Genomic DNA, 25,716 nt, shown 5'->3' on the forward strand with positions numbered 1-25,716 from the left:
CCGCTATCCGTGAACCGATCGGCAGGGCTCGTGCGATGAGGGGACGTGAGCGGAACGAGAAGCGACGGGGAGCTGCTGCGGGCCATCGCGGCGGACGCGGACCGGCGCGCCTTCGAGGAGCTGTACCGGCGGTACGCGCCGTGGCTGACCGCGCGGCTGCGCGGCCGGTGCGCGGATCAGGCGGTCGTCGACGACGCGGCCCATGGCACCGGCACGGTCGGTACGCAGTGGGGCGGCAACCGGGTCCCAGAGTTCGCGGTCGGGGTCGCCCGGGTCCTGGTGGTGGGCAGCGAACGCACGGCGGAGTCCATGTGCGACGCCGGTGTGGTGACCACGATGTGGCTGGCGGTGGCCACGGACCCCACCCCGGAGGCCACGTTCCGCCACCTCCGCATCGACGACAGCCTCGTCGGCTCAGCCGTGGTGCTCACCCCGGACGGCGGCAGCATGGGCGGCACCGCCCAGCAGACCCAGGTCGTACGCGAACTGCTGCGGGAACCGCACGACACCGTCGCGGCCCGGGTGAAGTCCCACTGGCAGGAGCTGACCTCACCGGACACGACGACGGCGCAGGCGGCCCGCCTGCTGGGCGTGAAGGTGCCGAAGGGTGCGGACGACTGCCCGACGGACTGACGCGCGACACGCGCGACACCACGGCCGCCCGTCTGGTCAGCCGCGGCAGACGCACCGCCCGCCGAGAGCGGCTCTCAGGTCTCCGTCCGGTACATCAGGTCCGTCTCGTGGGTCACGAACCCCAGGCGTTCGTACACCGCCACCGCCGCCGTGTTGTCCGCGTCGACGTAGAGCATCGCCGTCGGCAGGCCGCGTCCGGCCAGATGGCGCAGGCCGACGGTGGTGAGGGACTTGCCGAGGCCGCCGCCCTGGGCGTTCGGGGAGACGCCGAGGACGTAGACCTCGCCCAGGCGCTCCTCCTCGTGGACCTTGGTCCAGTGGAAGCCGAGGAGTTCGTCCCCGCGCTCCGCCAGGAAGAAGCCGGTCGGGTCGAACCAGGGCTGGGACTTGCGGTCGTCGAGGTCGCGCTGGGTGAGCGAGCCCTGTTCGGGGTGGTGGGCGAAGGCGGCGGCGTTCACGGCGAGCCACGCCGTGTCGTCCTGGCCGGGGACGAACGTACGGATCGTCACGCCGTCCGGGAGCTTCGGGTCGGGCAGGTCCAGGTCGGTCAACGGGCGGCGCATCTGGCGGAGTTCGCGGAACAGGGTGAGGCCCAGGACCTGGGCGAGGTGGCGGGCCGCCGAGTGCCCGCCGTGCGCCCACACCCGCAGCCGCTTGCCGGACGCGCCCAGCAGGGCGCTGCCCAGCGCGCGGCCGTGGCCGTGGCCCCGGTGGGACGGGTGGACGACCAGTTCGGCGGCCGGCGCCTCCACCGGGTCCGTGTCCTCCAACTGGGCGTAGCCCACCAGTTCGTCGCCGACGCTGAGGAGGAGGTGGGAGACGCCGTCCCGGGCGCCGCCGCTGAGCTGGAGGCGCCCCTGCTCGGACACCGGTTGCTGGCCGTCGGCCCTGGCGGCCTCCGCCAGCAGCTCCAGTACGGCCCCGGCCTGGTCCGGGGTGAGCGCGGAGTAGGTGTCGATGGAGCGGGAGTACATGGGCGGCCGTGCGGTGTCGTCGCTGGTCATGCGTACGAGGGTACGGCGCCGGACGGACAAAGTGGGGGCAAGGGGAAAGGTAAAGGGCAGGGCAACGGGCAATCAGGAATTAACCATGAAACCCCTGTTGCGCTACGCGCGTTGACCCTAGGCTGCGCCGGATCGGCCACTTCTCGGCAGACCCACAGGGGGGTTCCATGCAAACGAAGCCCAGACCGTCCAGACGTCGTACCTACGCACTGCTCGCGTCCGCCGCCGGGCTCGCCACCGCCGCGGCCCTGGCGAGTGCCCTGCCCGCCGACGCGCACTCCGGCAAGGGGCACGGGCATCACCCGGGCCGCTACCAGGACGTCCAACTGCTCTCCTTCAACGACCTGCACGGCAACCTCGAACCGCCGTCCGGCTCCTCCGGCCGGGTCACCGAACTCCAGTCCGACGGGACGACCAGGACGGTCGACGCGGGCGGTGTGGAGTACCTCGCCACCCATCTCCGCCAGGCCCGCAAGGGGCATCCGTACTCCATCACCGCCGCCGGCGGTGACATGGTCGGCGCCTCCCCGCTCATCTCCGGGCTCTTCCACGACGAGCCCACCATCGAGGCGCTCAACAAGCTCGACCTGGACGTCACGACGGTCGGCAACCACGAGTTCGACGAGGGCGCCAGGGAACTCGCGCGCCTGCAGAACGGCGGCTGCCACCCCACCGACGGGTGTTACACGGACCAGGAGTTCGAGGGTGCGGACTTCCCCTACCTCGCGGCCAACGTCCTCGACGAGAAGACGAACAAGCCGATCCTCAAGCCGTACTGGGTCTGGAAGAAGAAGGACGTCAGGATCGGGTTCATCGGCGTCACCCTGGAGGGCACGCCGAACATCGTCTCCGCCGACGGTGTCAAGGGCCTGGTCTTCAAGGACGAGGTCGAGACCATCAACAAGTACGCCAGGGAACTGCAGCGCCAGGGCGTCCAGTCGATCGTTGCGCTGGTCCACGAGGGCGGCTTCCCGAGTTCGTCGTCGTACAACTACGACTGCGACTCGCCCGGCGCCGGTGACGGCATCTCCGGTCCGATCGTCGACATCGCGAAGAACGTGACCCCGGCCGTGGACGCGCTCGTCACCGGCCACACCCACACCGCGTACGTCTGCACCATCGACGACCCGGCCGGCCGGCCCCGTATGGTCACCTCGGCCGCCTCCTTCGGCCGCCTCTACACGGACACCACCCTCACGTACGACCGCCGTACCGGCGACATCGCGCGTACGGCTGTGCAGTCCGCGAACCGCGTGGTCACCCGGGACGTCGCCAAGGCGCCCGACCTGACGCAGCTGATCAGCAAGTGGAACACCCTCGCCGCCCCGATCGGCAACCGCGCCATCGGCTACATCTCCGCCGACGTCAACAACACCGGCACCGAGTCCCCGATGGGCGACCTGATCGCCGACGCCCAGTTCGCGTACGGCAAAGAGCTGGACCCGGAGACCGACCTGGCGCTGATGAACCCGGGCGGTGTGCGGGCCGGCCTCACCTATGCGGCCAAGGGCGCCGAGGGTGACGGGGTCGTCACCTACGCCGAGGGCTTCACGGTCCAGCCGTTCGCCAACACCGTGAACCTCCAGGACTTCACCGGCGCCCAGCTGGTCCAGGTGCTCAAGGAGCAGGTGAGCGGCAGCAACGCGGCCGCCCCGAAGATCCTGCAGCCGTCGAAGAACCTGACCTACACCCTGGACCTGACGAAGTCCGGCGCGGACCGGGTCGTCACCGACTCCATCCGCCTGAACGGCGCGGCCGTCGACCCGGCCGCCACCTACCGCGTCGCCACCAACTCCTTCCTCGCGGGCGGCGGCGACGGCTTCACCACCCTCGGCCAGGGGACGAACGACCTGGTCGGCACCGACGACCTGGCGGCCCTGGCCCAGTACCTGACGGCCAACTCCTCGGCCACGAGCCCGCTCGCGCCTCCGGCGGCGAACCGGATCACGCTCGTGCAGTAGCCCCCACCTCGCCTTACGGGCCCGGTGCGCGCAGCCGCGTGCACCGGGCCCGTCCTGTTTTATAAAACCTGTGTGAAGTGGTGTTTGGTTCCGCGTTGCTTCTGAAAATATGTCTCAGCTGTAATTCATCCATGTCTTAGTGAAAATGGCTTTCTTCGGCTCGCGGATCACGTAATGTTTTCCATGTCGAAAGCGAACGGCGCGGACGGCAGAACGAAACGGATCGAAGGAGAAGATCATGAGCTTCCACAAGATCGTCCCGGTCAAGAAGGCCGACAAGCCCGCTCCGAAGCCGGCGGCCAAGAAGAAGGACTGCAAGAAGTCCCAGGTCAAGCGCCCCGTGGGTCACCGGTAAGTCGCCAGCACCAAGGAGGGAATTTCCATGAGCTTCCGCAAGATCGCCCCCGTCAAGAAGCACCACAAGCCCGCCCCGGCCCCCAAGAAGCCCGCCCCGAAGAAGCCGGTCGTGACGCGTCGCCCGGTCGGCGACCAGGGCTGACAAAGAATTCACAGAAGTAATTCAAATCAATTCACAGGTGATTGCAGCAGGGCGGTAGGGAAACTGTTGCAGGATCACGACAGAACGAAACGGATCGAAGGAGAAGATCATGAGCTTCCACAAGATCGTCCCGGTCAAGAAGCACCGCAAGCCCGCCCCGGCCCCGAAGAAGCCCGCGCCGAAGAAGCCGGTCGCGGAGCGCCGCCCCGTGGACAACGGCTGACGCACACAGTGAGGCGGGGTCACCGGTCAAGCGTGGTCGCACCGGTGGCCCCGCCTCGGCCATGTCCACCCCACCGATACCTCTGAAGGGAGTTGTCGACCATGAGAGAAGCCCGCACGGCCTTCCGCCGCTTCTGGCCGCTGACCCGCGGCGACCGCAGATGGCTCGGCGCGATCATCGCGTGCGTCGTGGTGTCCGCGCTCGCCGAGACCGCCGCGATCCTGCTCTTCGCCGACCTCACCGACAACGCCCTGGAGGCCGGTTCGCTGTCCGCCTTCTGGGGCCCGGCCGGCGCCTGGCTGCTGGTCGCCGCGGTGGGCGCGCTCGTCGGCTACTTCGGCAACTCACTGGCCACCTGGACCGCCGAGAGATTCGTACTGCGCCTGCGCGCCAAGGTCTTCCGGCACGTCCAGGACCTGCCCCCGCACTTCTTCCAGCAGCACCGCCAGGGCGACCTGGTGGAACGCCTCACCGGTGACGTCGAGGCCATCGAGCAGATGGTCGTGTCGGGTGTCGTCGGCACCGTCGCCGCCGCCTTCTCCGCCGTCTTCTACGCGGCCGCCGCCTTCTGGCTGCGCTGGGACCTGGCCCTGGCCACCTTCGTCCTCGCGCCCCTGTTCCTGTTCGCGGCCCGCCGCTTCTCCGGCCGGATCAGGACGGCCTCCCAGGACGAACGCGTCGCCGACGGCGCGATCACCTCCGTGGTCGAGGAGTCCCTCGGCAACGTCGTCCTCACCCAGGCCTACAACCGCCGCCGGGACGAGGAGAAGCGCCTCGACGTCGAGGCCCGCGCCTGGATGCGGGCGAGCGTGCGCGGCGCCCGCCTCAGCGAGATGTACGCGCAGTTCGTCGAGGTCGTAGAGACCGTGTGCGTACTTGCCGTCATCGGCCTGGGGGTGTGGGAGATCTCCGCCGACCGTATGACCCTCGGCCAGCTCCTCGCCTTCGCCGCCTTCCTCGGCTACCTCTACCCGCCGGTCCGCAACCTCGGCCAGCTCGGCCTCACCCTCACCGCGGCCACCGCGGGCGCGGAGCGCATCGGCGAGATCCTGGACGCCGAACCCGCGGTCACCGACCCCGCCCAGCCGGTCGGCCCCTGGCCGGTCCGAGGCTGGGTCAGCTTCCACAACGTCTCCTTCCGCTACCCGGAGTCCCCCCGCGCCTCCCTCCGCGACGTCGACTTCGCCGCGGGCCCCGGCGAACTGGTCCTGGTCACCGGCAAGAGCGGCGCCGGCAAGTCCACCCTCTCCAAGCTCCTCACCCGCTTCTACGACCCCTCGGCCGGCGTGATCTGCCTGGACGGCGTCCCGCTGAACGACGTACCCCTGGAGTTCCTCCGCGAGAACGTCGCCCTGCTCCCGCAGCAGACGCTGATCCTCAACGGCACGGTCCGCGAGAACATCGAGTGCGGCCGCCCCGGCGCGACGGACGAGGAGATCGAGCAGGCGGCCCGCGACGCCGCCGCCCACCACTTCATCACCACCCTCCCCCAGGGCTACGACACCCACATCGCCCCCGGCACGGCCGCCCTCTCCGGCGGCCAGCTGCAACGCATCGCCATCGCCCGCGCGATGCTGCGCGCCGCCCCGGTCCTCGTCCTCGACGAGCCCACGGCGGGCCTGGACGCGATCGCCGCCCGCCAGGTGGTGGCCCCGCTGCGCAAGCTGATGGCGGGCCGTACGACCATCATGATCACGCACGACCTCACCCTCGCCCCGGACGCCGACCGCATCCTGGTCGTCGACCGCGGCCGGCTGGTGGAGGCGGGCACGCACCCCGAACTCCTCGCCCGTGGCGGCGCGTACGCCGGCCTCGCCCACCCCCTCCCGGAGGCGATCACGGCGGAGCCGGCTCCGGCCCCGGACGAGACGATGATCCTCAGGTGGTAGTTCAGGCGGCAGGAGCCGTCCGCAGGGTGTAGCCCATCCCGCGCACGGTGTGGATGAGCCGCGGTTCGCCGCGGCTCTCCAGTTTCCGCCGCAGGTACATGATGTAGACGTCCAGCGTGTTGGACGCGGGCTCGAACTCGAACCCCCACACGTCCCGCAGGATCCGTTCCCGGCTGAGCACCCGCCCCGGGTGCCGCAGCAGGAACTCCAGCAGCGCGTACTCGGTCTTGGTCAGATCCAGCGTCCGGCCCCCGCGGTGCACGGTCCGGGTCCGCAGATCCATCGCGACGTCCTCGATGCCGAGACACCGGTTCGCCCGCGCCGGCGCCTCGTGCTCTGGCTCCCGCCGCGGACTGCGCCGCAGCAACGCCCTTACCCGGGCGAGCAGTTCCTCGTTGGCGAAGGGCTTGGCCAGATAGCCGTCGGCGCCGTTGTCGAGGGCGACGATGCGGTCCCCCACCGCGTTCCGCCCGGTGATCATGAGAATGGGCACGGTGGACCCGGAGGCCCGGATCCGCCGGGTCGCCGCCAGGCCGTCGAGCCCCGGCATCTCCACATCCATCAGCACCAGGTCGGGTGTGCTCTCCGGAGCCCCGAGGAGATCGAGGGCCACTCTGCCGTCCCCGGCGAGGACCGTCTCGTACCCCTCGAACCTGAGCAGCCGGCCGACCCCGTCCCTCACGGCCGCGTCGTCGTCGGCCAGCAGAATCTTCCTCGCCATCTGACAAAAGTGTGACGACGTGCTGTGAGGGGGCTGGGGCGGGGATGTGCGTGGGCTACGGCTGCCGGGCGGGGGAGTGCGGCGGCCGGGCGCCCCAGTACCACTGGAGTACGGCGCCCAGGGCGGCACCCGAGGCCACCGGCACGCACACGATCAGCAGGAAGGGCTGGTCCATCCGTCCCGTGATCACCAGGGCCATGGAGACCATGATCATCACGCCGACCATCGCCAGCCCGCCGTAGATCCCCCATGTCCACCCCTTGCGGCGCCCGGCCCCGCGCAGGATCCGCTCCTCCACGTCCGGGCGCCGCTCCCAGGTGAGGCTGCGGTGCGGCGCGGCGGCCAGGCACAGCTCCGCGACCTCGGCGTAGGGGTCGTCCAGCTGCCAGTCGTTGAGGTGCGGGAGCAGGAAGCGGCGGCCCTGGTAGTCGTACAGGTAGGTGAGCCACTGGGGCGTCCCCCGGCCGGAACCGCGCGGGGCCTGCTCGACCCGGATGTCGTACACGTCGGACCACGCCCAGGTACGGGCCCGCAGTGGGCCCCGCGCGGTGATCCCGGCCGACGTGACCCGCGTGTAGGCCCGGTACTGCTCCAGTACGACCCGCACCAGGACCAGGAGGATCAGCATGCCGAAGAACGGCGGCCCCCACCGGTCCTCGTGCCCGCCGGCCCCGCCACCGGAGACCCGGGCGGTCTGGACGAACGCGTTCACCAACACCAGCCCCAGCAGCCCGAAATACGCCCGCGGCAGCTTCCGCCGCTTCCGGTACTCGCGCTCCACGCCACCCTCGTCCACGATCCGAAGCCCTCCCCAGACGCACCGAACGGGTGCGCGACTGGGGAGAGGATATGGCGGCCCTCTGTGGCCTCGGGAAGCGGTTCGGGCTGGGCTTCGGCGGACCGTTCCGCCATCGCTCGAACGGGTGATCTGGAGTCATATCACCAGGTCACCGACGCCGCCGTACCTACCGTGATCGCGTTGCTTGTGCCGCGGGCACGCCCAGCCCACACTTGAGGAGGAGGTGTCACCTTGACCGCTCTCGCACATGAGAGGCCCAGGACCATGTCTGAGGCTCAGGCCGAACTCTTCGACGGACCCGACCTGGACGAGGTCCTGTGGCAGGCGTGGAAGGCCATGGAACTCCCCGAGGGCTACCGCGCTGAGATCATCGAGGGAGCCATCGAGGTGTCGCCCACCGGTCGTTACTCGCACAGCCAGATCGTCTTCATGCTGAGGGAGGCGTTGGCGGAGTTCCTGAAGGGAGGAGACTTCGCGCCCCGGAACGACACGAACGTCATCCATGAGAACCGGGCTTGGGTACCCGACCTGTTCGTCATCGCCAGGGATCCTGAGCGGTACGTGACAGACGACGGGCTCGGTCTGACGGCTGCGGGCGTTCGAGTCGTCTTCGAAGTCACCTCTCCCGGGAAGCGCAGCCGCGACCGCGACCGCATCCGCAAGCGCCGCGAGTACGCCCGCGCCGGAATCCCCGTGCACGTGATCATCGATGACCACGACGACCAGGGCGCCGTCACCCTCTTCACCGGGCCTCGCCCCGACAAGGCCGACTGGGAAGACATCCACCGTGTCCCCTACGGCACCGAGATCACCATCCCCGAGGGCCCCGCCAAGGGCTTCGTGATCGGGGAGGCGATCACGGGGCCGAAGCGAGGGTGACGGAGCCGAACCCCTTACATGGTCTCCGGTGGAGCCGTAAGGGCCCCTGGCAGTCGTACCGTCGCCACTGTGCCGCCGCCCTCTGCGCGGGCCAGGGTGACCTCGCCGCCGGCCTGCTGGACCGTGCGGGCCACGATGGAGAGGCCGAGGCCGGAGCCGGGGAGGGCACGGGCGCTCGGGGAGCGCCAGAAGCGGTCGAAGACGTGGGGGAGTTCGTCCTCGGGGATGCCGGGGCCGTGGTCGCGGACCGTGAGGACGCCGCGCGCCAGGGCGACGTCGATCGTGCCGCCCTCGGGGCTGAACTTCACCGCGTTGTCGAGGATGTTGACGATCGCCCGCTCCAGGGCGGAGGGCTCGGCGCGTACGAACCACGGCCGGACGTCCGCCGTGATCTTCAGCTCCGGGCCGCGCAGCCGGGCGCGGTTCAGGGCCGCTTCGACCGTGTCCTGCAGGGCCACGACCTGCACGCGCTCACCTCGCTGCCCCTCCGAGCGGGACAGCTCCTGCAGGTCGCCGATCAGCGACGCCAGCTCCGTCATCTGCGCCTTCACCGAGGCGAGCAGTGCCTTGCGGTCGGCAGGGGGGATGGGGCGGCCGGTCTCCTCGCTGCGGGTGAGGAGTTCGATGTTCGTGCGGAGTGAGGTGAGGGGGGTGCGCAGTTCGTGGCCGGCGTCCGCGATGAGCTGCTGCTGCAGCTCGCGGGAGCTGGCGAGTGACGTCGTCATGGAGTTGAAGGAGCGGGACAGCCGGGCCACCTCGTCGTCCGCCTCCTCCTCCACCGGGATACGCACGCTCAGGTCCTCGGTGCGGGCGACGTGTTCGACGGCCTCGGTGAGTTCGTCGACGGGGCGCAGACCGGCCCGGGCAACCGCGAGGCCCGCGGCTCCGGCGCCGATGACTCCTACGCCGGAGACGAGAAGGAGAAGCAGTGCGAGGTCGTTGAGGGTGTTCTGGGTGCTCTTGAGGGGCACGGCGACCATGAACCCGACGTTCGGGCCGAGCGCACCGGTGACTTGGTTGCGGGTGGAGCCCAGCGGATGGATCATCACGCGGACCGCGTTGCCGTCGCTGTCAGTACCATCGCGGAGGTAGAGCTTCCCGGTGTTCCCGCTCTTGATCACATCTTTGTCGCCCTGGGTGACTTTGACGGAGCCCGAGGAGTCATCGGTGACGCAGACCTTCCCGGCATCGGTGACAACCTGGGAGTAGTTGTTCCGGAAGACCCCGTTGCCCTGTGGGGTCGTGGAGCAGTTGCTGAGGGCGAACGAGGCGATGTTGGCCTGCTGGGGTCCCTTCATGCCTCGTTGCAGATCCTGGTCCAACTGCGCGTACAGCTTCCCCTGCACGATGAACCAGCACGTCACCGACACCGCCGCCACCGCGAACGCCACCGCCGCCGCGACCAGCATCGACAGACGGGCCCGGATCGGGAGGGTGCGGAAACGGCGGGCGAGCCTGTTCACTCCGCGCCGCCCTGGCGCAGGACGTACCCGACGCCGCGCACGGTGTGGACGAGGCGGGGTTCGCCGCCCGCCTCGGTCTTGCGGCGGAGGTACATGACGTACACGTCGAGAGAGTTGGAGGAGGGCTCGAAGTCGAAGCCCCAGACGGCCTTCAGGATCTGTTCGCGGGTGAGGACCTGGCGCGGGTGTGCCATGAACATCTCCAGGAGGGTGAACTCGGTACGGGTGAGTTCCACCTGGCGGCCGGCCCGGGTCACCTCGCGGGTCGCGAGGTCCATGCGCAGGTCGGCGAAGGTGAGGGCCTCGTCCTCGTCGGCCCCTTCGATCACGGACGCCGCGTAGGAGCTGCGGCGCAGGAGGGCTCGGATGCGGGCGAAGAGTTCGTCGAGTTCGAAGGGCTTGACCAGGTAGTCGTCCGCCCCCGCGTCGAGTCCGGTGACCCGGTCGCCGACCGTGTCGCGGGCCGTCAGCATCAGGATCGGGGTGGTGTCGCCCGCCCCGCGGATGCGGCGGGCCGCGGTCATGCCGTCCATCCGCGGCATCTGGATGTCGAGGACGATCAGGTCCGGCTTGTAGGCCGTGGCCTTCTCCAGTGCGTCCGCGCCGTCCACGGCCTCCTCGGTCTCGTACCCCTCGAAGGCGAGGCTGCGCTGGAGTGCTTCGCGTACGGCAGGCTCGTCGTCGACGATCAGGATGCGCTGGGGGTCACGGTCGCCATCGGCGGGGCTCATCGCTCGCGTTTCCTCGGGGTGCGGTGGTTCGTGGTCGGGACGCCTCTCAGCCTCGCATGTTTCCGGGCTGTCGGGTATGCACGCTGGTGGGGCGGAACGCCCCCAAGGGGGCCTAGCCGCGGACCAGGGTCATGCGGCTGAGCTGCACCTTGCGCTGGTGCGGCCGGGCCGCCGAGGTGCGCAGGCCCATCAGCTGCGGGGCCGGTGCGACCTCCGGGGCGCGTGAGGCCGGGGTGGCCTTCGGGGTGCGCGGGGCCTGGGCGGCCTCCGGGGCGCGCGGGGCCGGGGGCGTCACCGTCGGCACCGCCGCCTCCGTCGGTGCGTGGAGTTCGTACGCCACCGCAAGGGCCAGGGTGGTGCCGGCCGGGCCGTCGGCGGCCGTCGTGTGCGCAACCTGCGTGACCTGCGAAACCTGCGAAACCCGGGTTGCCTGCGAGATCTGCGTGGTCATGACGTACTCCCTACGTGCTCGTGCTGGTGGTTCAGCTGGTGGAGCCCGCCCGCAGCTTGGCCAGGTCGGACTTGACGGTGTTGATCGGGATGGCGAAGCCGAGGCCGACGCTGCCCGCGTCCGAGGAGGACGAGGAGGAGCTCGAACTGGCCGAGTACATCGCCGAGTTGATGCCGATGATGTTGCCGCCGGCGTCGATCAGCGCGCCGCCGGAGTTGCCGGGGTTCAGCGAGGCGTCCGTCTGGATCGCCTTGTAGGTCGTGGTCGACGAACCCGTGTCGCCGTTGAACTGCTGGCCGCCGAAGGAGAACGGCCACTGGCCGTCGCTGCCGCTGCCCTGGCTCTGCTGGTCCTGGCTCTCGTCGGTGGAGACGGTGACGTCCCGGTTGAGCGCGGAGACGATGCCGCTGGTCACGGTGCCGCTGAGGCCCTCGGGGGAGCCGATCGCCACGACCGTGTCGCCGACCTGGACGCCGTCGGAGTTGCCGAGGGTGGCGGGGCTGAGGCCGGAGGCGCCCTGGAGCTTGATGAGGGCGAGGTCCTTGGCGCTGTCGGTGCCGACGACCTTGGCGGTGTACGACTTGCCGGTGCTCGTCGTCACCTTGACCGACTGGGCGCCGGAGATCACGTGGTTGTTGGTGACGATCTCGCCGTTGCTGGTGATGATCACGCCGGAGCCGGTCGAGGTGCCGTTGCTGAGGGTCGCGGTGATCTCGACGACGCTCGGGCTGACGGCCGCGGCGATCGTGGCGACGTCGCCCTTCTTGCTGGAGGGCACCACGCTGGTGGTGGTGCTGCTGGAGACGACCTGGGTCTTGCCGGTCAGCTCCTGGAAGGCGTACGCGGTGCCGCCGCCCACCGCCGCCGCGACGATCGCGACCGCGGCGAGCAGGGCTATCGGGCCGCGGGTGCGCTTCTGCTTCGCGTGAGCCGAGTGCGGGGTCTCTTCGGGGAGCGCCGAGAACTCCGGGAGCTGCGTGGTCTCCGGCTCCACGGTGACCGGCTGCGCGGCCGGCTGCTGTGCCGCCTGCTGCATCGGCTGGTGCGTGGGCGGGGGCGGCCACTCCGGGTTGACGGGAGAGGAGGCGTGCTGCTGCTGGGGGTACGCGCCCTGGTAGGCGTCACCCTGGGGACCCTGCGGGTTCTCGTACTCGCCGCTGCGGCGGAAGCTCTCGGTCATGACAAGTAGCTTGTCCCGCGACCATGAGAGCTTCCTGAGTGCCCGCTGAGAACGGAGAGAGAAGCTCGTTTGCCCGAAATAAAGGCGCTTCTCGCAGGTCGGGCCGGGTTCTCAGAAGCCGTTCATGAAGGCTTTGCTGTGGGTCCTGTGGGGGTGGTGTGGGTGCGGGCCGGTGGGGGCGCTCGCTGCAGTGCCCTTCTTTCAGGGGCGTGGGGAACTGCGTGAGCAACCCCCACGCACCCGCAGTCGACGAACTACACGCACCCGCAGGACCCACGCACCCGCAGTCGACGAACTACACGCACCCGCAGGACCCACGCACCACCAGCCGCGAAGGAAACGTCTTCAGGCGCTCCCTCCGCGAACCGGCCACCCGCAGTCCGTCGTCCAGCACCAGGTCCACCGCCGCCCGCGCCATCGCCGGGCGGTCCGAGGCGATCGTCGTCAGCGGGGGATCCGCCAGCGCCGCCTCCTTGATGTCGTCGAAGCCGGCCACCGCCAGCTCCCCCGGCACGTCGATACGCAGCTCCCGCGCCGCCCGCAGCACGCCGAGCGCCTGGTCGTCGGTGGAGCAGAAGATCGCCGGCGGGCGGTCGGGGCCGGAAAGGATCTCCAGGGCGACCCGGTACGCGTCGTACCTGTTGTACGGCGCCTCGAACAGCCGGTCCTCCGTGGGCAGCCCCGCCTCGTCCATGGCCCGCCGCCAGCCCTCGACGTGGTCGGAGACCGGGTCGCCGACCGACGGGGTCTCTGCGGTGCCGCCCATACAGGCCACGTACTCGTAGCCGTGCTCCAGCAGATGCCGTACGGCGAGCTGGGCGCCGCCGAGGTCGTCGGTCACCACCGCGACGTCGTCGATCGCCTCCGGCCGCTCGTGCAGCAGCACCACCCGGGCGTCCCAGGCCTCGATCTCGGCCGCGGCCTGGTCGTTCAGCGCGTGGGAGACGAGGATGAGGCCCGAGACCCGCATCCCGAGGAACGCGCGCAGATAGTGGACCTCGCGCTCGGCGACGTAGTCGGTGTTCCCGACCAGCACCATCTTTCCGCGCTCGGACGCCGCCTGCTCCACCGCGTGCGCCATCTCGCCGAAGAACGGCTGGCGGGCGTCCGGGATGATCAGGCCTATGAGGTCGGTGCGCCGCGAGGCCATCGCCTGGGCGACCCGGTCGGGCCGGTACCCCAGTTCCTTGATCGCGGCGAGGACACGCTCGCGCGTGGCCGGGGCGACCGGCCGGGGTCCGTTGTTGATGACATAGCTGACAACGGCGGTCGAAGTTCCCGCCAGCCGCGCCACATCGTCCCGAGTCACCTTGGCCACGCGCGGAGTCTACGCGGATGGACCCGCTCTGGGCAGGGCAAATCGAAGCTTCGCTTGCGGAAGCAATGCCCCTCCGGGCGGTGGCGACGCCCCGCCCGGACGACGACTACCTCTCGGCCGGTACCTCGACCCCGTCCAGGGCGGTCGATGCGTCCACATCGTCCGTCTTTGCACGGTCCGCCTTGGCCTTGGCCTCGTCACTGACCCGCTCGCCCTTCTCGGGCGTAACGAATCGATAACCGACGTTCCGGACGGTGCCGATCAAGGACTCGTGCTCCACGCCGAGCTTGGCGCGCAGCCGTCGTACGTGCACGTCGACGGTCCGGGTGCCGCCGAAGTAGTCGTACCCCCAGACCTCCTGGAGCAGCTGTGCACGAGTGAACACCCGGCCGGGGTGCTGGGCCAGGTACTTCAGCAGCTCGAACTCCTTGAAGGTGAGGTCGAGGACCCGGCCCTTGAGTTTCGCGCTGTACGTCGCCTCGTCGACCGACAGGTCGCCGTTGCGGATCTCCATGGGGGAGTCGTCGGCGACGATCTGCTGGCGGCCCATGGCGAGGCGCAGCCGCGCCTCCACCTCGGCCGGTCCCGCGGTGTCGAGGAGTACGTCGTCGATGCCCCAGTCGGCGGTGACGGCGGCGAGCCCGCCCTCGGTGACGACCAGGATCAGCGGACAGCCCGGACCGGTGGACCGCAGCAGCTGGCAGAGGCTGCGTACCTGCGGAAGGTCGCGGCGGCCGTCGATCAGGATGACGTCCGCGCCCGGGGTGTCGACGAGGGCGGGGCCTTCGGCCGGGGCGACCCGCACGTTGTGCAGGAGCAGGCCGAGGGCCGGCAGCACCTCTGTCGACGGCTGGAGGGCGTTGGTCAGGAGCAGCAGAGAACTCATACGTCTGGTTCCTCCTCGGTCCCTGCGAGGACTGTGTGCAATGACACTGCGCTGCGCTCCCGAGCCTCCGTACATCCGCGGTCACCAGGAGTTTCCCGCTTCGTATACAAAGCTTCCGAAAGCACAAAAGGACCCGGTGGCGGCGCTGCCCGAGTCCTCTGCCCAGCAGAATAGCCCACATGAGCAACGGTCCGGCAGGTCATGTGGCACGTTCCATCGTTCGTCCGAACTCTGAGACAGGCAGATACGCCCCTATCCGGACGTTTCTGCGTACTGCCGACAGGGTTTCCGTCGATTCCGTATACGACCCGGCCGCAGTCGTATACGACGGCTTCCCGCCACCTTCCCGTGACCTCGTGTTCGTCCTTGCCCACGGTTTCACGGGGGACGTGGACCGGCCACATGTACGACGGGTGGTGGCCGCTCTGACCGATTACGGCCCGGTCGTCAGCTTCTCCTTCCGGGGCCACGGCCACTCGGGCGGCCGCACCACCGTCGGCGACCGTGAGGTCCTCGACCTGGCGGCGGCGGTGGAGTGGGCCCGCGGCTTCGGGCACACGCGGGTGGTGACCGTCGGCTTCTCGATGGGCGGCTCGGTGGTGCTGCGGCACGCGGCGCTGCATCCGGGGGTGGACGCCGTGGTCTCCGTGTCGTCGCCGGCCCGCTGGTACTACCGGGGTACGGCCCCCATGCGCCGTGTCCACTGGCTGGTCACCCGGCCCGAGGGCCGGCTGGTCGGCCGCTACGGCTTCCACACCCGTATCCACCACCGCGACTGGGACCCGGTGCCGCTGTCCCCGGTGGAGGCGGTGCCGAGGATCGCGCCCACCCCGCTGCTGATCGTGCACGGCGACAGCGACGGCTACTTCCCGGTCGACCATCCGCGGATGCTGGCCGCCGCCGCGGGCGACGGCGCCGAACTCTGGCTGGAGCCCGGCATGGGCCACGCCGAACACGCGGCGGACGAGGCGCTGCTGGCCAGGATCGGCGACTGGGCGGCCTCCAGGGCGGGCTAGCCTGACCCTGTACACAGCCGACTGATGAACTTCCGATTCTCTTGAGGAACCGCATGCCCAAGGTCACGGTGCGCTACTGGGCCGCCGCGAAGGCCGCGGCCGGCGTCGCCGAGGAGCCGTACGACGCGGACACCCTCGCCGAGGCGCTGGACGCGGTGCGCGCGCGACACCCCGGGGAACTGGCGCGCGTCCTGCGGCGATGCTCCTTCCTCGTCGACGGTGACCCCGTGGGGACGCGGGCGCATGAGACGGTACGGCTGGCCGAGGGCGGCACGGTCGAGGTGCTCCCGCCGTTCGCAGGAGGGTGAGCGAGAGCGATGACCAACCAGCCGTACGAGGGCTACGACCCGTACCAGCAGCAGCCCCAGCCGCAGCAGCAGCCGCAGTGGGGGTACGACGAGCAGCAGTACGCCACGCAGCAGTGGCAGGGGCAGACGTGGGAGACGCAGACCCACGCGCCGGTGCCGGCGGCCCCGCCGGCGTCGGCCGCCGAGCCGGCGTACACGGCGCAGCAGCAGTACGCGCAGCCGTCGGCACAGGCACAGGCACAGCAGCCGACGTACACCCCGCCCGCGCCTGCCCCTGCGCCCGCACCTTCGCCCTCCGCCGAGCCGGACGCGGGGTACGGTCCCGCGACCCTCGCGGGCAACGCGCGCATCACGGACGCGCAGCGGGCGCGCATCGAGGGCCGTTCGCCGATCATCGAGCCCGGCATGCAGCCGGCTCTGCTCACCGCCCTGCTGGGCCTGCTGCTCGCGGCGACGGCGCCCCTCTCCTCGTACGCCCTGGTCGTCCCTCTGGTGATCCTCCAGGCGGTGACGGCGGCGGGCTGGTTCCGGCTGAACGGCATGTGGCCGGCCCGCCAGGGCATCGCGCTCGCGTTCCTGGGCGGGCTGGCGGCGGACGTGGCGGTACTGGTCGCGGGCCGTGACCAGGCCCCGGCGGCGATCCTCGGCCCCCTGGGCATCTGGGTGCTCCTCACCCTCGTCCTCCAGCTCCGTTCGCACGCGGACCCCGACACCCGTATGTACGGCCTGATGGCCACGGTCGCGTCCTCCGCCCTGACGATCATCGCGACGGGCTACCTGGGCGCCGACCCCGACGCGGTGTCCGTCGGCGGCGCCGCGGTCGCGGTGGCGGTCCTGGCGAGGGCGCTTCCGCTGCCGACGCCGGCATCGGTGATCGTGTCCCTGCTGGCGGCCACCGGGGCGGGCATCGCGGTGGGCGGCATGACGGGGCTCGGTACGACGGGTGCGCTGATCGGGGCGGCGGCCGCGGCGTGCGCGCTCATCGGCCACCGGGTGGCGAGCTACGACTACCCGTCGAGGTTCGTCCACTTCACGGCAGGCGTGGCACTCCCCTTGGCGGCGGCGGCACCGCTGGTGTGGGTCCTGCACTGATTTCGCCCACCCACCCGACTCGGTTGGCGGAGGAGCGAGGCCGAGGCAGCGCGGACGACGCTTGCAAGGTGACCGCCAGACACTCCGGCCGCGCGGAGGCTCTGACCGCGGTCCGGGCAGTCAAACCCAGGGACGCGGGGCTTTCGAACGCGGGTCGGTGCCCGACCTAGGGCGCGTGGTTTCGAACGGGGGTCGGTGACCGACCCAGGGACGCGGGGTCTTCGAACGCGGGTCGGTGACCGACCCAGGGAGCGCGCGGGCTTCGAACGCGGGCTGGGCAGCTGGCCCAAGGGGCGCGGGGAACTGCGCGACCAGCCCCCAGGCCCGCACCGGCACGACCACCCGCAGCGCCCCCTTCCCCTTCCCCATCCCCCTGCCCACTGTCACAGCTGCTCGACAATCCCCCGTCGGCCCGCTCCCGCGGGGTTAGCGTGAGGGAACCGACGTGCCGAGCCGACCCGGGGGACCCCACCACATGCGCGCCCTGCGAATACTCCTGATCGTCGTCGTCGTTCTCGGCGTTCTCTTCGTGGTCGTCGACCGCGTCGCCGTGCACTTCGCCGAGGGCGAGGCCGCCGGCAAGCTGAAGACGACCGAGGGACTGGCGAGCGACCCCGACGTCTCCATCAACGGCTTTCCGTTCCTCACCCAGGTCGCGAGCGGCACCCTCGACGACGTCGAGGTCAGCATCAAGGACTACGACGCCACCACCGGGACCGCCGGCAAGACCATCCGCATCGACGACCTGCACGCCGACATGAAGGACGTCTCCTTCTCCGGCGACTACAGCTCCGCCACCGCCGAGTCCGCCACCGGCACCGCGCTCATCTCCTACGCCGAGCTGCTGAAGAACGCCAAGGCCGCGCCCACCGACATGGGCCTCGGCTTCACCGGCCAGGTCGTCGGTCTCGCCGACGGCGGCAACGGCAAGATCAAGGTCACCCTCGACGTCACCGTCCCCGGCGTCAGCGCCCACCAGAAGGTCCCTGTCCTCAGCACGGTCACCGTCAAGGACAACACCGTGCAGGTGCACGCCGACAACCTCCCCAAGCTCACCGGGGTCAGCCTCATCGAGAACCGGTTCCGGCAGGCCTCCGACTTCCGGCAGGCCATCGACCAGCTCCCCGGCGGTGTCCAGCTGGACAAGGTGGAGGCTGTGCCGAATGGTGTGGAGATCGCGGTGAAGGGTTCGAACGTCAAGCTGGCCGGGTAGTAAGCGCGACGGCGGCGGCTCCCAGGAGAGTCCGACAGGCGAGACGGCGACGTCCGTACCGTAGATGTGACGGCGGTGACAGTCGCCCGCCCGCCCCGGAACCACGCACTCGCCCCTCCTCCTATCTCGCAATCCGGACGATCGTGTCTCAACATGCGACATGCCGGTGACATGCCCGGTTATCCGTCCCTACGATCGAGCCCATGAAGCGACAGGCGGATCTCACGAAGCGGCGGGCAGTCGACCTGTGCCGCGTCGCCGCCATGCTCTGTCGCCCCTTCTGACGTGGAGGCCGCTGCCTCCGCATCCCCCTGCCCTCCCCTGTCGAGGGCATCCGTGCGCCGCGCCGCGCACGCACCCGCACTTCGCACGCCCCGCCGCAACTGCCCCGGAGGAGAAAGAGCATGAGCCGCAGCGACGTCCTGGTCGACGCCGACTGGGTCCAGGACAACCTGGACAACCCCGAGATCGCGATCGTCGAGGTGGACGAGGACACGTCCGCCTACGAGAAGAACCACATCCGCAACGCGATCCGCATCGACTGGACCAAGGACCTGCAGGACCCGGTCCGCCGCGACTTCATCGACCAGGACGGCTTCGAGAAGCTCCTGTCGGCGAAGGGCATCGCCAACGACACGCTGGTGATCCTCTACGGCGGCAACAACAACTGGTTCGCGTCGTACGCCTACTGGTACTTCAAGCTGTACGGCCACGAGAACGTCAAGCTCCTCGACGGCGGCCGCAAGAAGTGGGAGCTGGACGCCCGCGAGCTGGTCGAGGAGGTCCCGGACCGCACCGAGACCACCTACAAGGCCAAGCCGCAGAACACCGCGATCCGCGCCTTCCGTGACGACGTCGTCGCCGCGATCGGCTCGCAGAACCTCGTCGACGTGCGTTCGCCCGACGAGTTCTCCGGCAAGCTGCTCGCCCCGGCCCACCTGCCGCAGGAGCAGTCGCAGCGTCCGGGCCACGTCCCGTCCGCCCGCAACATCCCGTGGTCGAAGAACGCCAACGACGACGGCACGTTCAAGTCGGACGACGAGCTCAAGGAGCTCTACGCCGAGGAGCAGGTGGACCTCGCCAAGGACACCATCGCCTACTGCCGTATCGGCGAGCGCTCGGCCCTGACCTGGTTCGTCCTGCACGAGCTGCTCGGTGTCGAGAACGTCAAGAACTACGACGGCTCCTGGACCGAGTACGGCAGCCTCGTCGGCGTCCCGATCGAGCTCGGCGCCAACAAGTAAGACCCCCAGCAACACCCTCAGCCCGACCTTTCAAGACCCCATCCTCAGGAGTACGACATGTGTGGAGCGAAGGCCGGCGGCCCGGACCCCTCGACGATCAAGCCCGGTGAGACCACGATCCAGGGTCAGGTGACGAAGGACGGCGAGCCCGTGGTCGGCTACGTCCGCCTGCTCGACTCGACCGGCGAGTTCACCGCGGAGGTCCCCACCTCCGCCACCGGACAGTTCCGCTTCTACGCGGCGGAGGGCACCTGGACCGTCCGCGCCCTCGTCCCCGGCGCCACCGCCGACCGCACGGTCGTCGCCCAGCAGGGCGGCCTGGCCGAGGTCGCGATCGCGGTCTGAGACCAGCACATACGGCCAAGGGCCGCACCTCCGGTGAAAACACCGAAGGCGCGGCCCTTCGCCACATCCGGCCCGACCCCGCGCCGGACTCCGTCCGTCGGCCCCGGAGCGGGCCCGTCCGCCTTCTCCGGTGCCGCGCTCATTCCCCTGGGCCGACCTGCTCCGGACGCATGCCGGCAAGGCGCCGTCGCGTGGCCGCTTCTTGATGCGGCTCTCGCACTGCTTCGCAGGCTTCGGTCCGCTGCGCCGGACTCCGTCCGTCGGCCTTGCGGCGGGCCTGTCCGCTCTTCCCGGTGCCGCGCTCATTCCCCTGGGCCGACCTACCCTGGATGCATGCTGGCAAGGCGCCGTCGCGTGTACTTCGCCATGATGGGGATCTGTATCGGTCTCTTCGTCCTGGCGTGGGCAGTCGTACGCCTCTGGTCCGTCCCCGCCGCCGTGGGGATGTGTGTGGTGGCCATGGTCATCCCTCCGGTCGCCGCGATGGTCGCCAACCGCCGGGGGCCGGACGACCGCTGGTGGGACGATCCCTCCGGCGATCCGCAGTCCGACGAGTGGTGGGACGAGCTGGACGGGAAGAAACCCCCTCGGCCTTAGTGCCGGGCGCGGACGCGCTGCGTCAGGAAGAGGGCCGCGCGGTCCAGTGCCTCGTCGGCCTCGTCGAGGACACCCGCGAACGACTGGAACACATGCGGGACGTCGGCGGTGATGTCCAGGACGACGTCCACTCCGGCGGCCCTCGCGCGCGCGGCCATGCGCGTGGAGTCGTCCAGGAGCACCTCGTTCGTGCCGGCCTGCAGGAGCATCGGCGGGAAGCCGGTCAGGTCGGCGTGGACCGCCGGGCTGAGCAGGGGGTGGTCCGGGTCCTGCCCGCCGCGGTACATCCGCCCGGTGTGGGCCAGGGACTCCCGGGTGAAGTACGGGTCGATACCCGCCTTGGTGTCCATGCTCTCCCCGGTGCGCGTGGCGTCCAGGCCGGGCGAGAACGCCACGATCGCCGCGGGCATCGGCAGCCCCGCGTCGCGCGCGGCGAGGCAGGTGGTGACGGTGAGGCCGCCGCCCGCGGAGTCCCCGGCGAACGCGATGGACGAGGGGTCCGCGCCACTGTCGAGCAGCGCACGGTACGCGCCCACCGTGTCCTCGATCGCCGCCGGGAACGGGTGCTCCGGGGCGAGCCGGTACTCCAGCGAGTAGGCCCTGAACCCGGTCCTGGCCACGAGGTTGCCCGTCAGCGACAGCGCGGTCTCGGGGGAGCCGAACACATAGGCCCCGCCGTGGAAGTAGAGGAGCGTCCCGGGGCGCTCCCCGTCGGCCGGCTCGACGCACAGCGCGGGGCGCTCGCCCAGCGTCGTCGCCGAGGTGCGGATCCCCTCCGGGACGATCATCTCGGCCATCAGCGCCCTGAACCCGGCGCGGATCTCCCCGACCGACGGAGCGCCCACGGGCCTCGGCTGCCGCACCCTCGCGTCGATCATCGCGCGTTGTTCCCTGCTCATACCTGCTCCCCTCGCATGTACATGCCGCTACAGTATATGCCGTGGCATATAAATCGGGCGGTGACAGCGCCGACCTCCTGGGTTTCTTCCATGACCTCGTCCGTTGCGAGACGCGGCTCTACAACGCCCTGAACGATCGCCTGCGCGAGCGGCACGGCATTGTCACGTCGCAGTTCGAGTTCCTGCGTCACCTGCGTGACCACCCGGGCTCCCGGGTCGGTGACCTCGCCGCCGGGTTCGCCATCGGTATCGGGGCGACCAGCAAGAGCGTCGACCGCCTGGAGAAGCAGGGCTGGGTCGTCCGTCAGGCCAATCCGGCAGACCGCCGGTCCTCGCTGCTGGCGTTGACCGGCGAAGGCTCGGCCCTCGTCGACGCGGCGGAGGCCACCGTCACCGAACGGCTGGCCGAGCTGATGGGAGAGGCGCTGGGCGGGTCCGCGCCGGCCGTCGCGCTCGCTCTCGCGAAGCTCCGCTCCGTCCTGGAACGCGACGGGATCGGCACCCCGACGGGCTGACGCGGGTTGCCGGTCAGCCGGGCCGGACGAGCCGGGTCTCGTACGCGAAGACCACCGCCTGGACGCGGTCCCGCAGTTCCAGCTTGAGCAGGATGCGGCTGATGTGCGTCTTGACCGTCGCCTCGGCCAGATGGAGCGTCTCGGCGATCTCCGAGTTGGACAGACCCAGGCCCACCTGGGTGAGTACCTCGCGTTCGCGGGCGGTGATGCGGTCCAGCCGGTTGTCCCCGAACGCACCGTCGCCGGACCCGGTGGGCAGCCGGTGGGCGAAGTTCTCCAGCAGGAGCCGGGTGATCCGGGGGGCGACCACCGCGTCGCCGGCGGCCACGCAGCGGATCGCGGCCAGGAGTTCCTCGGGCAGCGCGTTCTTCAGCAGGAAGCCGGAGGCTCCGGCGCGCAGTCCGGCGAAGGCGTACTCGTCGAGGTCGAAGGTGGTCAGGATCAGCACCTTCGCCTCGGGGTACCGCGCCACGATCCGCCCGGTCGCCTCGATACCGTCCACGCCCGGCATCCGTACGTCCATCAGGACCACGTCGGGCCGCAGTTCACCGGTCAGCCGCACGGCCTCGGCGCCGTCACCGGCCTCGCCGACGGCCACCATGTCGTCCTGCGCCTCCAGCACCATGGAGAACGCCATGCGCAGCAGCGGCTCGTCGTCGACGAGGAGAACTCTGATCGTCATGGCTCACACTTCGTTTCCGGACAGGGCCAGTACGGCCCGTACCTGCCAGCCGCCGTCGTGGCGCGGCCCCGCCTCGAACTCGCCGCCGTACACCGCGGCCCGCTCCCGCATCCCGTGCAGCCCCTGTCCGCTGGTACCGTCCGGCAGTTCCGCCACGGGACCGTCGTCGGTGATGCGCACGGTGACGTGCTGCGTGGCGCAGCGCACCCGGACCTCGGCCCGGGTCCCCGGCGGGGTGTGCTTCAGGGTGTTCGTGAGCGCCTCCTGGACCAGCCGGTAGACGGTCAGCTGCGCCGGGACGGGGACGGCGGCGGGGTCGCCCGAGACGTCGAGGCGGGTGGGCAGCCCGGCCGCGCGGACCTGGTCGGCGAGCGGCTCCAACTGGGCGATGCCCGGCATCGGGTGGCGCAACGCGTCGGGCTCGTCGGCGCGCAGTACGCCGAGGAAGCGCCGCATGTCGGTGATCGCCTGCCGGCCGGTCGTCGACACCTGCCGCATCGCCGCGGTGGCCCGCTCCGGGTGCAGCTCCTGGGCGAAGACGGCGCCGTCGGCGAGCGCCACCATCACCGACAGGTTGTGCGTGACGATGTCGTGCATCTCCCGGGCGATCCGGGCACGTTCGCCGGCGACCGCCAGCTGGGACTGCTGGTCGCGTTCCCGCTCCAGCCGTACGGCCCGTTCCTCCAGGAAGGCCAGATGGGCGCGTCTGCTGCGCATGTTCATGCCGATGACGGACGCGGCCACCACCATCGCGGACAGTCCGACGAACGACTCGACGACCCGCTCCGGCGGAGCCCAGCGGACCGACGCGAGCAGCGCACCGGTCTCCAGGACGCCGACGGCGAGCCAGGTGTGCCGCTTGGACGCGTGCGCGGCCACCGTGTACAGCGCGATCAGCAGCGTCATGTCCGCCGGTGTGCGCAGGTTGAGGCACCACTGGACGAAGGCGACCGCCGACATCGCCAGGAACGCCACGAGCGGTGCCCGCCGCCGCCATACGAGCGGCAGTGCCAGCAGCGCGTTGAACAGCAGCGGTTGCCCCAGGAAGGGGTGCAGGACACGGTGCATCGCCCCCGTCAGCAGCGCGCAGACGGCCGCCGCGAACAGTGCGTCCACCGTCTGCGGCGACAGCCGTGCGCGCAGCCGCAGCCGGGCGCGGTCGGCGACGGCGCGCCACGACCGGGCCCGGACCCGTACGGCCTGGGGCAGGGCGTAGGTCATCGACGCGCCCCGGCCCCGACGGTCGCGGCCGCCATCAGGCGTCCCGCCGCCTGAGCGCCACCGCCGCTCCGGCCAGCGCGATCACCGCATACAGGCAGAACACTGCGAAACCGGTCCATGGCGCCAGCGTATTCGGCTCGGCGTGGACGTGGACGAGCCCCTGCCCCGCCGTGCTCGGCAGGTACTTGTTGATCGCGTCGTACCAGGAGGACGGCAGCGCCTCGGCGAGCACCGGAACCACCAGCAGCACACCGAACAGGGTGGCGATGCCGCCCGCGGTGTTCCGGATCAGCGCACCCAGCGCCACCCCGATCAGGCCCACGCCCGTCAGATACAGACCGGCACCGAACACCGCGCGCAGCACGCCCGGGTCGCCCAGCGAGGTCCCGAGATGCTGCCCGGACAGTGCGGCCTGCCCGACGAGGAAGGCGATCAGCGCGGCGGCCGTCATCAGCACCCAGGCGACGACCCCGTACACCAGCGCCTTGGCCCACAGCACCGGCAGCCGCCGCGGCACCGCGGACAGCGAGGCGCGGATCATCCCGGTGGCGTACTCGCCGCTGACCACCAGGACGCCCAGGACGCCGACGGCGAGCTGGGCCAGGAAGAAGCCGCGCAGGCTCGTCAGCGTCGGGTCGAAGTGCAGCCGCTCGTCCGGCGGCAGATGGGACCAGCGGTCGGCGGTGAAGTAGCTGAACAGATAGCCCAGGCCGATCATCGCGACCACCGCGGCCAGCAGTGTGAACAGCGTGGACCGCAGCGACCGCAGCTTGATCCACTCGGAGTGGATCACCTTCAGCTGGGTGACCTCGCCGCGCTCCGCCTCGGGGATCACCGTCGCCGTCACCGTCGTCATGCCGCACGCCCTTCCGTGCCCGCGCCGACGCCCTGCGCCGCGGGTGCCTGGTACTCCACGGCGTCCCGGGTCAGCTCCATGAACGCCTCCTCCAACGACGCCTGCTGCGGGGTCAGTTCGGCCAGGGCGATGCCCTCCTCGGCCGCGACCCGCCCGATCCACTCGCTGGTGATGCCGGTCACCAGCAGCACCCCCGGCTCCTGGGAGGATACGGTGACGTCCGGGCCCGCCAGCAGTTCGCGCAGCTTCTCCGCCTCCTTGGTGCGTACCCGCACCTGGTCCCCGGCGGCCTGTGCGGTGAACTCCGCGACCGACGTGTCCGCGATCAGCCGCCCGCGTCCGATGACGATCAGGTGCTCGGCGGTCAGTGCCATCTCCGACATGAGGTGTGAGGAGACCAGGACCGTACGCCCCTCGGCGGCCAGTCCCTTCAGCAGGTTGCGGATCCACAGGATGCCCTCGGGGTCCAGGCCGTTGACCGGCTCGTCGAGGATCACCGTGGCCGGGTCGCCGAGGAGCGCGCTGGCGATGCCGAGCCGCTGTCCCATGCCCAGCGAGAAGCCGCCGACGCGCTTCTTCGCCACCGCGCGCAGCCCGACGAGGTCGATCACCTCGTCCACGCGGCGCACCGAGATCCCGTGGGTGGCGGCGAGCGCGAGCAGGTGGTTGCGGGCACTGCGCCCGGTGTGGATGGCTCGGGCCTCCAGCATCGCCCCCACCTCGTGCAGCGGTGCCCGGTGGTCGGCGTAGCTCTTGCCGTTGACCACGGCACGGCCCGAGGTGGGCGTGTCCAGACCGAGAAGCATCCGCATCGTGGTGGACTTGCCGGCCCCGTTCGGCCCGAGGAAGCCGGTGACGGCGCCGGGCCGCACAGTGAAGCTGAGATCTTGCACGGCGGTGCGCTCACCGTAGCGTTTGGTGAGGGAGTGGGCCTCGATCATGAAGAGTCCTCGTCGGAACTAGACGGAAGTCGTCGGGGGCGTCCGTTCGCGACCGGACCTGCATCACGCTAGAACCGGGGCCCACCCGAATCGACAGCCCGTGGAGCGACGTTCCGACGCCCGCGTCTGCATCCGCGGGCTGAACGACGT

27 protein-coding genes are annotated in these 25,716 nt (G+C 70.5%); 13 read left to right on the forward strand and 14 right to left on the reverse strand.

Features of this window, described 5'->3' with window-relative positions; genetic code table 11:
• The first annotated feature begins 45 nt into the window (after positions 1 to 45).
• Positions 46 to 633, forward strand: coding sequence for a hypothetical protein (locus tag ACIRR9_RS23855; RefSeq protein WP_403755163.1), 588 nt, complete (start codon positions 46 to 48; stop codon positions 631 to 633).
• A gap of 74 nt (positions 634 to 707) precedes the next feature.
• Here the strand turns inward: ACIRR9_RS23855 and mshD are convergent, their stop codons facing one another.
• Positions 708 to 1,637 carry a mycothiol synthase gene (mshD, locus tag ACIRR9_RS23860; RefSeq protein WP_403755166.1) on the reverse strand — a complete coding sequence of 310 codons (930 nt, stop codon included), beginning with the start codon at positions 1,635 to 1,637 and terminating at the stop codon, positions 708 to 710.
• 167 nt (positions 1,638 to 1,804) lie between these two features.
• Between mshD and ACIRR9_RS23865 the strand changes: the two genes are divergently transcribed.
• Positions 1,805 to 3,598 (forward strand): bifunctional metallophosphatase/5'-nucleotidase, encoded by a 1,794-nt coding sequence (locus ACIRR9_RS23865; RefSeq protein WP_403755169.1) that lies wholly within the window; start codon positions 1,805 to 1,807, stop codon positions 3,596 to 3,598.
• An 823-nt stretch (positions 3,599 to 4,421) separates the two neighbouring features.
• Positions 4,422 to 6,209: an ABC transporter ATP-binding protein gene (locus ACIRR9_RS23870; protein ID WP_403755172.1), complete on the forward strand. Its 1,788-nt coding sequence runs from the start codon at positions 4,422 to 4,424 to the stop codon at positions 6,207 to 6,209.
• A 1-nt stretch (position 6,210) separates the two neighbouring features.
• On the opposite strand, the gene ACIRR9_RS23875 is transcribed toward ACIRR9_RS23870, so the two are convergent.
• Positions 6,211 to 6,930, reverse strand: a complete 720-nt coding sequence (locus ACIRR9_RS23875) for a response regulator transcription factor (RefSeq protein ID WP_403755175.1) — start codon at positions 6,928 to 6,930, stop codon at positions 6,211 to 6,213.
• 55 nt (positions 6,931 to 6,985) lie between these two features.
• The gene (locus tag ACIRR9_RS23880; RefSeq protein WP_403755178.1) at positions 6,986 to 7,726 is read right to left on the reverse strand and encodes a PH domain-containing protein; all 741 of its coding nucleotides are present in this window, start codon (positions 7,724 to 7,726) and stop codon (positions 6,986 to 6,988) included.
• 267 nt (positions 7,727 to 7,993) lie between these two features.
• On the opposite strand from ACIRR9_RS23880, the gene ACIRR9_RS23885 reads away from it, so the two are divergent.
• Positions 7,994 to 8,608: a Uma2 family endonuclease gene (locus ACIRR9_RS23885; protein ID WP_403755181.1), complete on the forward strand. Its 615-nt coding sequence runs from the start codon at positions 7,994 to 7,996 to the stop codon at positions 8,606 to 8,608.
• Positions 8,609 to 8,622: 14 nt separating this feature from the next.
• Here the strand turns inward: ACIRR9_RS23885 and ACIRR9_RS23890 are convergent, their stop codons facing one another.
• From ACIRR9_RS23890 to ACIRR9_RS23915, 6 genes are all read right to left on the reverse strand, one after another.
• A complete protein-coding gene (locus tag ACIRR9_RS23890; protein ID WP_403755184.1) occupies positions 8,623 to 10,071 on the reverse strand; it encodes a sensor histidine kinase in 1,449 nt (482 codons plus the stop codon).
• Complete coding sequence (locus tag ACIRR9_RS23895; protein ID WP_365345998.1) at positions 10,068 to 10,802, reverse strand: response regulator transcription factor; 735 nt, start codon at positions 10,800 to 10,802, stop codon at positions 10,068 to 10,070. Before ACIRR9_RS23895 ends, ACIRR9_RS23890 begins: the two co-directional genes overlap by 4 nt.
• A 112-nt stretch (positions 10,803 to 10,914) precedes the next feature.
• The gene (locus ACIRR9_RS23900; RefSeq protein ID WP_403755187.1) at positions 10,915 to 11,253 is read right to left on the reverse strand and encodes a hypothetical protein; all 339 of its coding nucleotides are present in this window, start codon (positions 11,251 to 11,253) and stop codon (positions 10,915 to 10,917) included.
• 31 nt (positions 11,254 to 11,284) lie between these two features.
• The gene (locus tag ACIRR9_RS23905; RefSeq protein WP_403755190.1) at positions 11,285 to 12,433 is read right to left on the reverse strand and encodes a S1C family serine protease; all 1,149 of its coding nucleotides are present in this window, start codon (positions 12,431 to 12,433) and stop codon (positions 11,285 to 11,287) included.
• A 295-nt stretch (positions 12,434 to 12,728) separates the two neighbouring features.
• Positions 12,729 to 13,751: a LacI family DNA-binding transcriptional regulator gene (locus tag ACIRR9_RS23910; RefSeq protein ID WP_403755193.1), complete on the reverse strand. Its 1,023-nt coding sequence runs from the start codon at positions 13,749 to 13,751 to the stop codon at positions 12,729 to 12,731.
• A gap of 106 nt (positions 13,752 to 13,857) precedes the next feature.
• On the reverse strand, positions 13,858 to 14,637 hold the full coding sequence (locus tag ACIRR9_RS23915; protein WP_403755196.1) for a response regulator transcription factor: 780 nt from the start codon (positions 14,635 to 14,637) through the stop codon (positions 13,858 to 13,860).
• A 179-nt stretch (positions 14,638 to 14,816) separates the two neighbouring features.
• On the opposite strand from ACIRR9_RS23915, the gene ACIRR9_RS23920 reads away from it, so the two are divergent.
• From ACIRR9_RS23920 to ACIRR9_RS23955, 8 genes are all read left to right on the forward strand, one after another.
• Positions 14,817 to 15,653 carry an alpha/beta hydrolase gene (locus ACIRR9_RS23920; RefSeq protein WP_403755199.1) on the forward strand — a complete coding sequence of 279 codons (837 nt, stop codon included), beginning with the start codon at positions 14,817 to 14,819 and terminating at the stop codon, positions 15,651 to 15,653.
• A 53-nt stretch (positions 15,654 to 15,706) separates the two neighbouring features.
• Positions 15,707 to 15,961, forward strand: a complete 255-nt coding sequence (locus tag ACIRR9_RS23925) for a MoaD/ThiS family protein (protein ID WP_123975988.1) — start codon at positions 15,707 to 15,709, stop codon at positions 15,959 to 15,961.
• A 9-nt stretch (positions 15,962 to 15,970) separates the two neighbouring features.
• Positions 15,971 to 17,053, forward strand: coding sequence for a hypothetical protein (locus ACIRR9_RS23930; RefSeq protein WP_403755202.1), 1,083 nt, complete (start codon positions 15,971 to 15,973; stop codon positions 17,051 to 17,053).
• A 475-nt stretch (positions 17,054 to 17,528) separates the two neighbouring features.
• The gene (locus ACIRR9_RS23935; protein ID WP_403755205.1) at positions 17,529 to 18,266 is read left to right on the forward strand and encodes a DUF2993 domain-containing protein; all 738 of its coding nucleotides are present in this window, start codon (positions 17,529 to 17,531) and stop codon (positions 18,264 to 18,266) included.
• 203 nt (positions 18,267 to 18,469) lie between these two features.
• Positions 18,470 to 18,550 carry an Ms5788A family Cys-rich leader peptide gene (locus ACIRR9_RS23940; protein WP_350751515.1) on the forward strand — a complete coding sequence of 27 codons (81 nt, stop codon included), beginning with the start codon at positions 18,470 to 18,472 and terminating at the stop codon, positions 18,548 to 18,550.
• A gap of 120 nt (positions 18,551 to 18,670) precedes the next feature.
• The gene (locus tag ACIRR9_RS23945; protein WP_123975991.1) at positions 18,671 to 19,510 is read left to right on the forward strand and encodes a sulfurtransferase; all 840 of its coding nucleotides are present in this window, start codon (positions 18,671 to 18,673) and stop codon (positions 19,508 to 19,510) included.
• A gap of 57 nt (positions 19,511 to 19,567) precedes the next feature.
• Positions 19,568 to 19,855 (forward strand): DUF1416 domain-containing protein, encoded by a 288-nt coding sequence (locus ACIRR9_RS23950; RefSeq protein WP_093501297.1) that lies wholly within the window; start codon positions 19,568 to 19,570, stop codon positions 19,853 to 19,855.
• 333 nt (positions 19,856 to 20,188) lie between these two features.
• Positions 20,189 to 20,452 (forward strand): DUF3099 domain-containing protein, encoded by a 264-nt coding sequence (locus ACIRR9_RS23955; RefSeq protein WP_123975992.1) that lies wholly within the window; start codon positions 20,189 to 20,191, stop codon positions 20,450 to 20,452.
• Here ACIRR9_RS23955 and ACIRR9_RS23960 read toward each other — a convergent pair.
• Positions 20,449 to 21,351, reverse strand: coding sequence for an alpha/beta hydrolase (locus ACIRR9_RS23960; RefSeq protein ID WP_403755210.1), 903 nt, complete (start codon positions 21,349 to 21,351; stop codon positions 20,449 to 20,451). The genes ACIRR9_RS23955 and ACIRR9_RS23960 overlap by 4 nt on opposite strands.
• Before the next feature lie 41 nt (positions 21,352 to 21,392).
• On the opposite strand from ACIRR9_RS23960, the gene ACIRR9_RS23965 reads away from it, so the two are divergent.
• Positions 21,393 to 21,866: a MarR family winged helix-turn-helix transcriptional regulator gene (locus ACIRR9_RS23965; protein ID WP_403755213.1), complete on the forward strand. Its 474-nt coding sequence runs from the start codon at positions 21,393 to 21,395 to the stop codon at positions 21,864 to 21,866.
• 13 nt (positions 21,867 to 21,879) lie between these two features.
• Here ACIRR9_RS23965 and ACIRR9_RS23970 read toward each other — a convergent pair whose 3' ends face one another.
• Genes ACIRR9_RS23970 through ACIRR9_RS23985 form a run of 4 tightly spaced genes read right to left on the reverse strand, consistent with a single transcriptional unit; the run spans position 21,880 to position 25,566 of the window.
• Entirely contained in the window at positions 21,880 to 22,548 is a 669-nt protein-coding gene (locus ACIRR9_RS23970) for a response regulator (protein ID WP_403755216.1), read from the reverse strand.
• Positions 22,549 to 22,551: 3 nt separating this feature from the next.
• Positions 22,552 to 23,769, reverse strand: a complete 1,218-nt coding sequence (locus ACIRR9_RS23975) for a sensor histidine kinase (protein ID WP_403755222.1) — start codon at positions 23,767 to 23,769, stop codon at positions 22,552 to 22,554.
• A gap of 34 nt (positions 23,770 to 23,803) precedes the next feature.
• Positions 23,804 to 24,625, reverse strand: coding sequence for an ABC transporter permease subunit (locus tag ACIRR9_RS23980; protein ID WP_403755225.1), 822 nt, complete (start codon positions 24,623 to 24,625; stop codon positions 23,804 to 23,806).
• Positions 24,622 to 25,566, reverse strand: a complete 945-nt coding sequence (locus ACIRR9_RS23985; protein ID WP_316774333.1) for an ABC transporter ATP-binding protein — start codon at positions 25,564 to 25,566, stop codon at positions 24,622 to 24,624. Before ACIRR9_RS23985 ends, ACIRR9_RS23980 begins: the two co-directional genes overlap by 4 nt.
• Positions 25,567 to 25,716: the final 150 nt, after the last annotated feature.

The sequence above is a fragment of the Streptomyces sp. NPDC101234 genome (assembly GCF_044767525.1).
In the GTDB taxonomy this organism is placed as follows: Bacteria; Actinomycetota; Actinomycetes; order Streptomycetales; family Streptomycetaceae; genus Streptomyces; species Streptomyces sasae.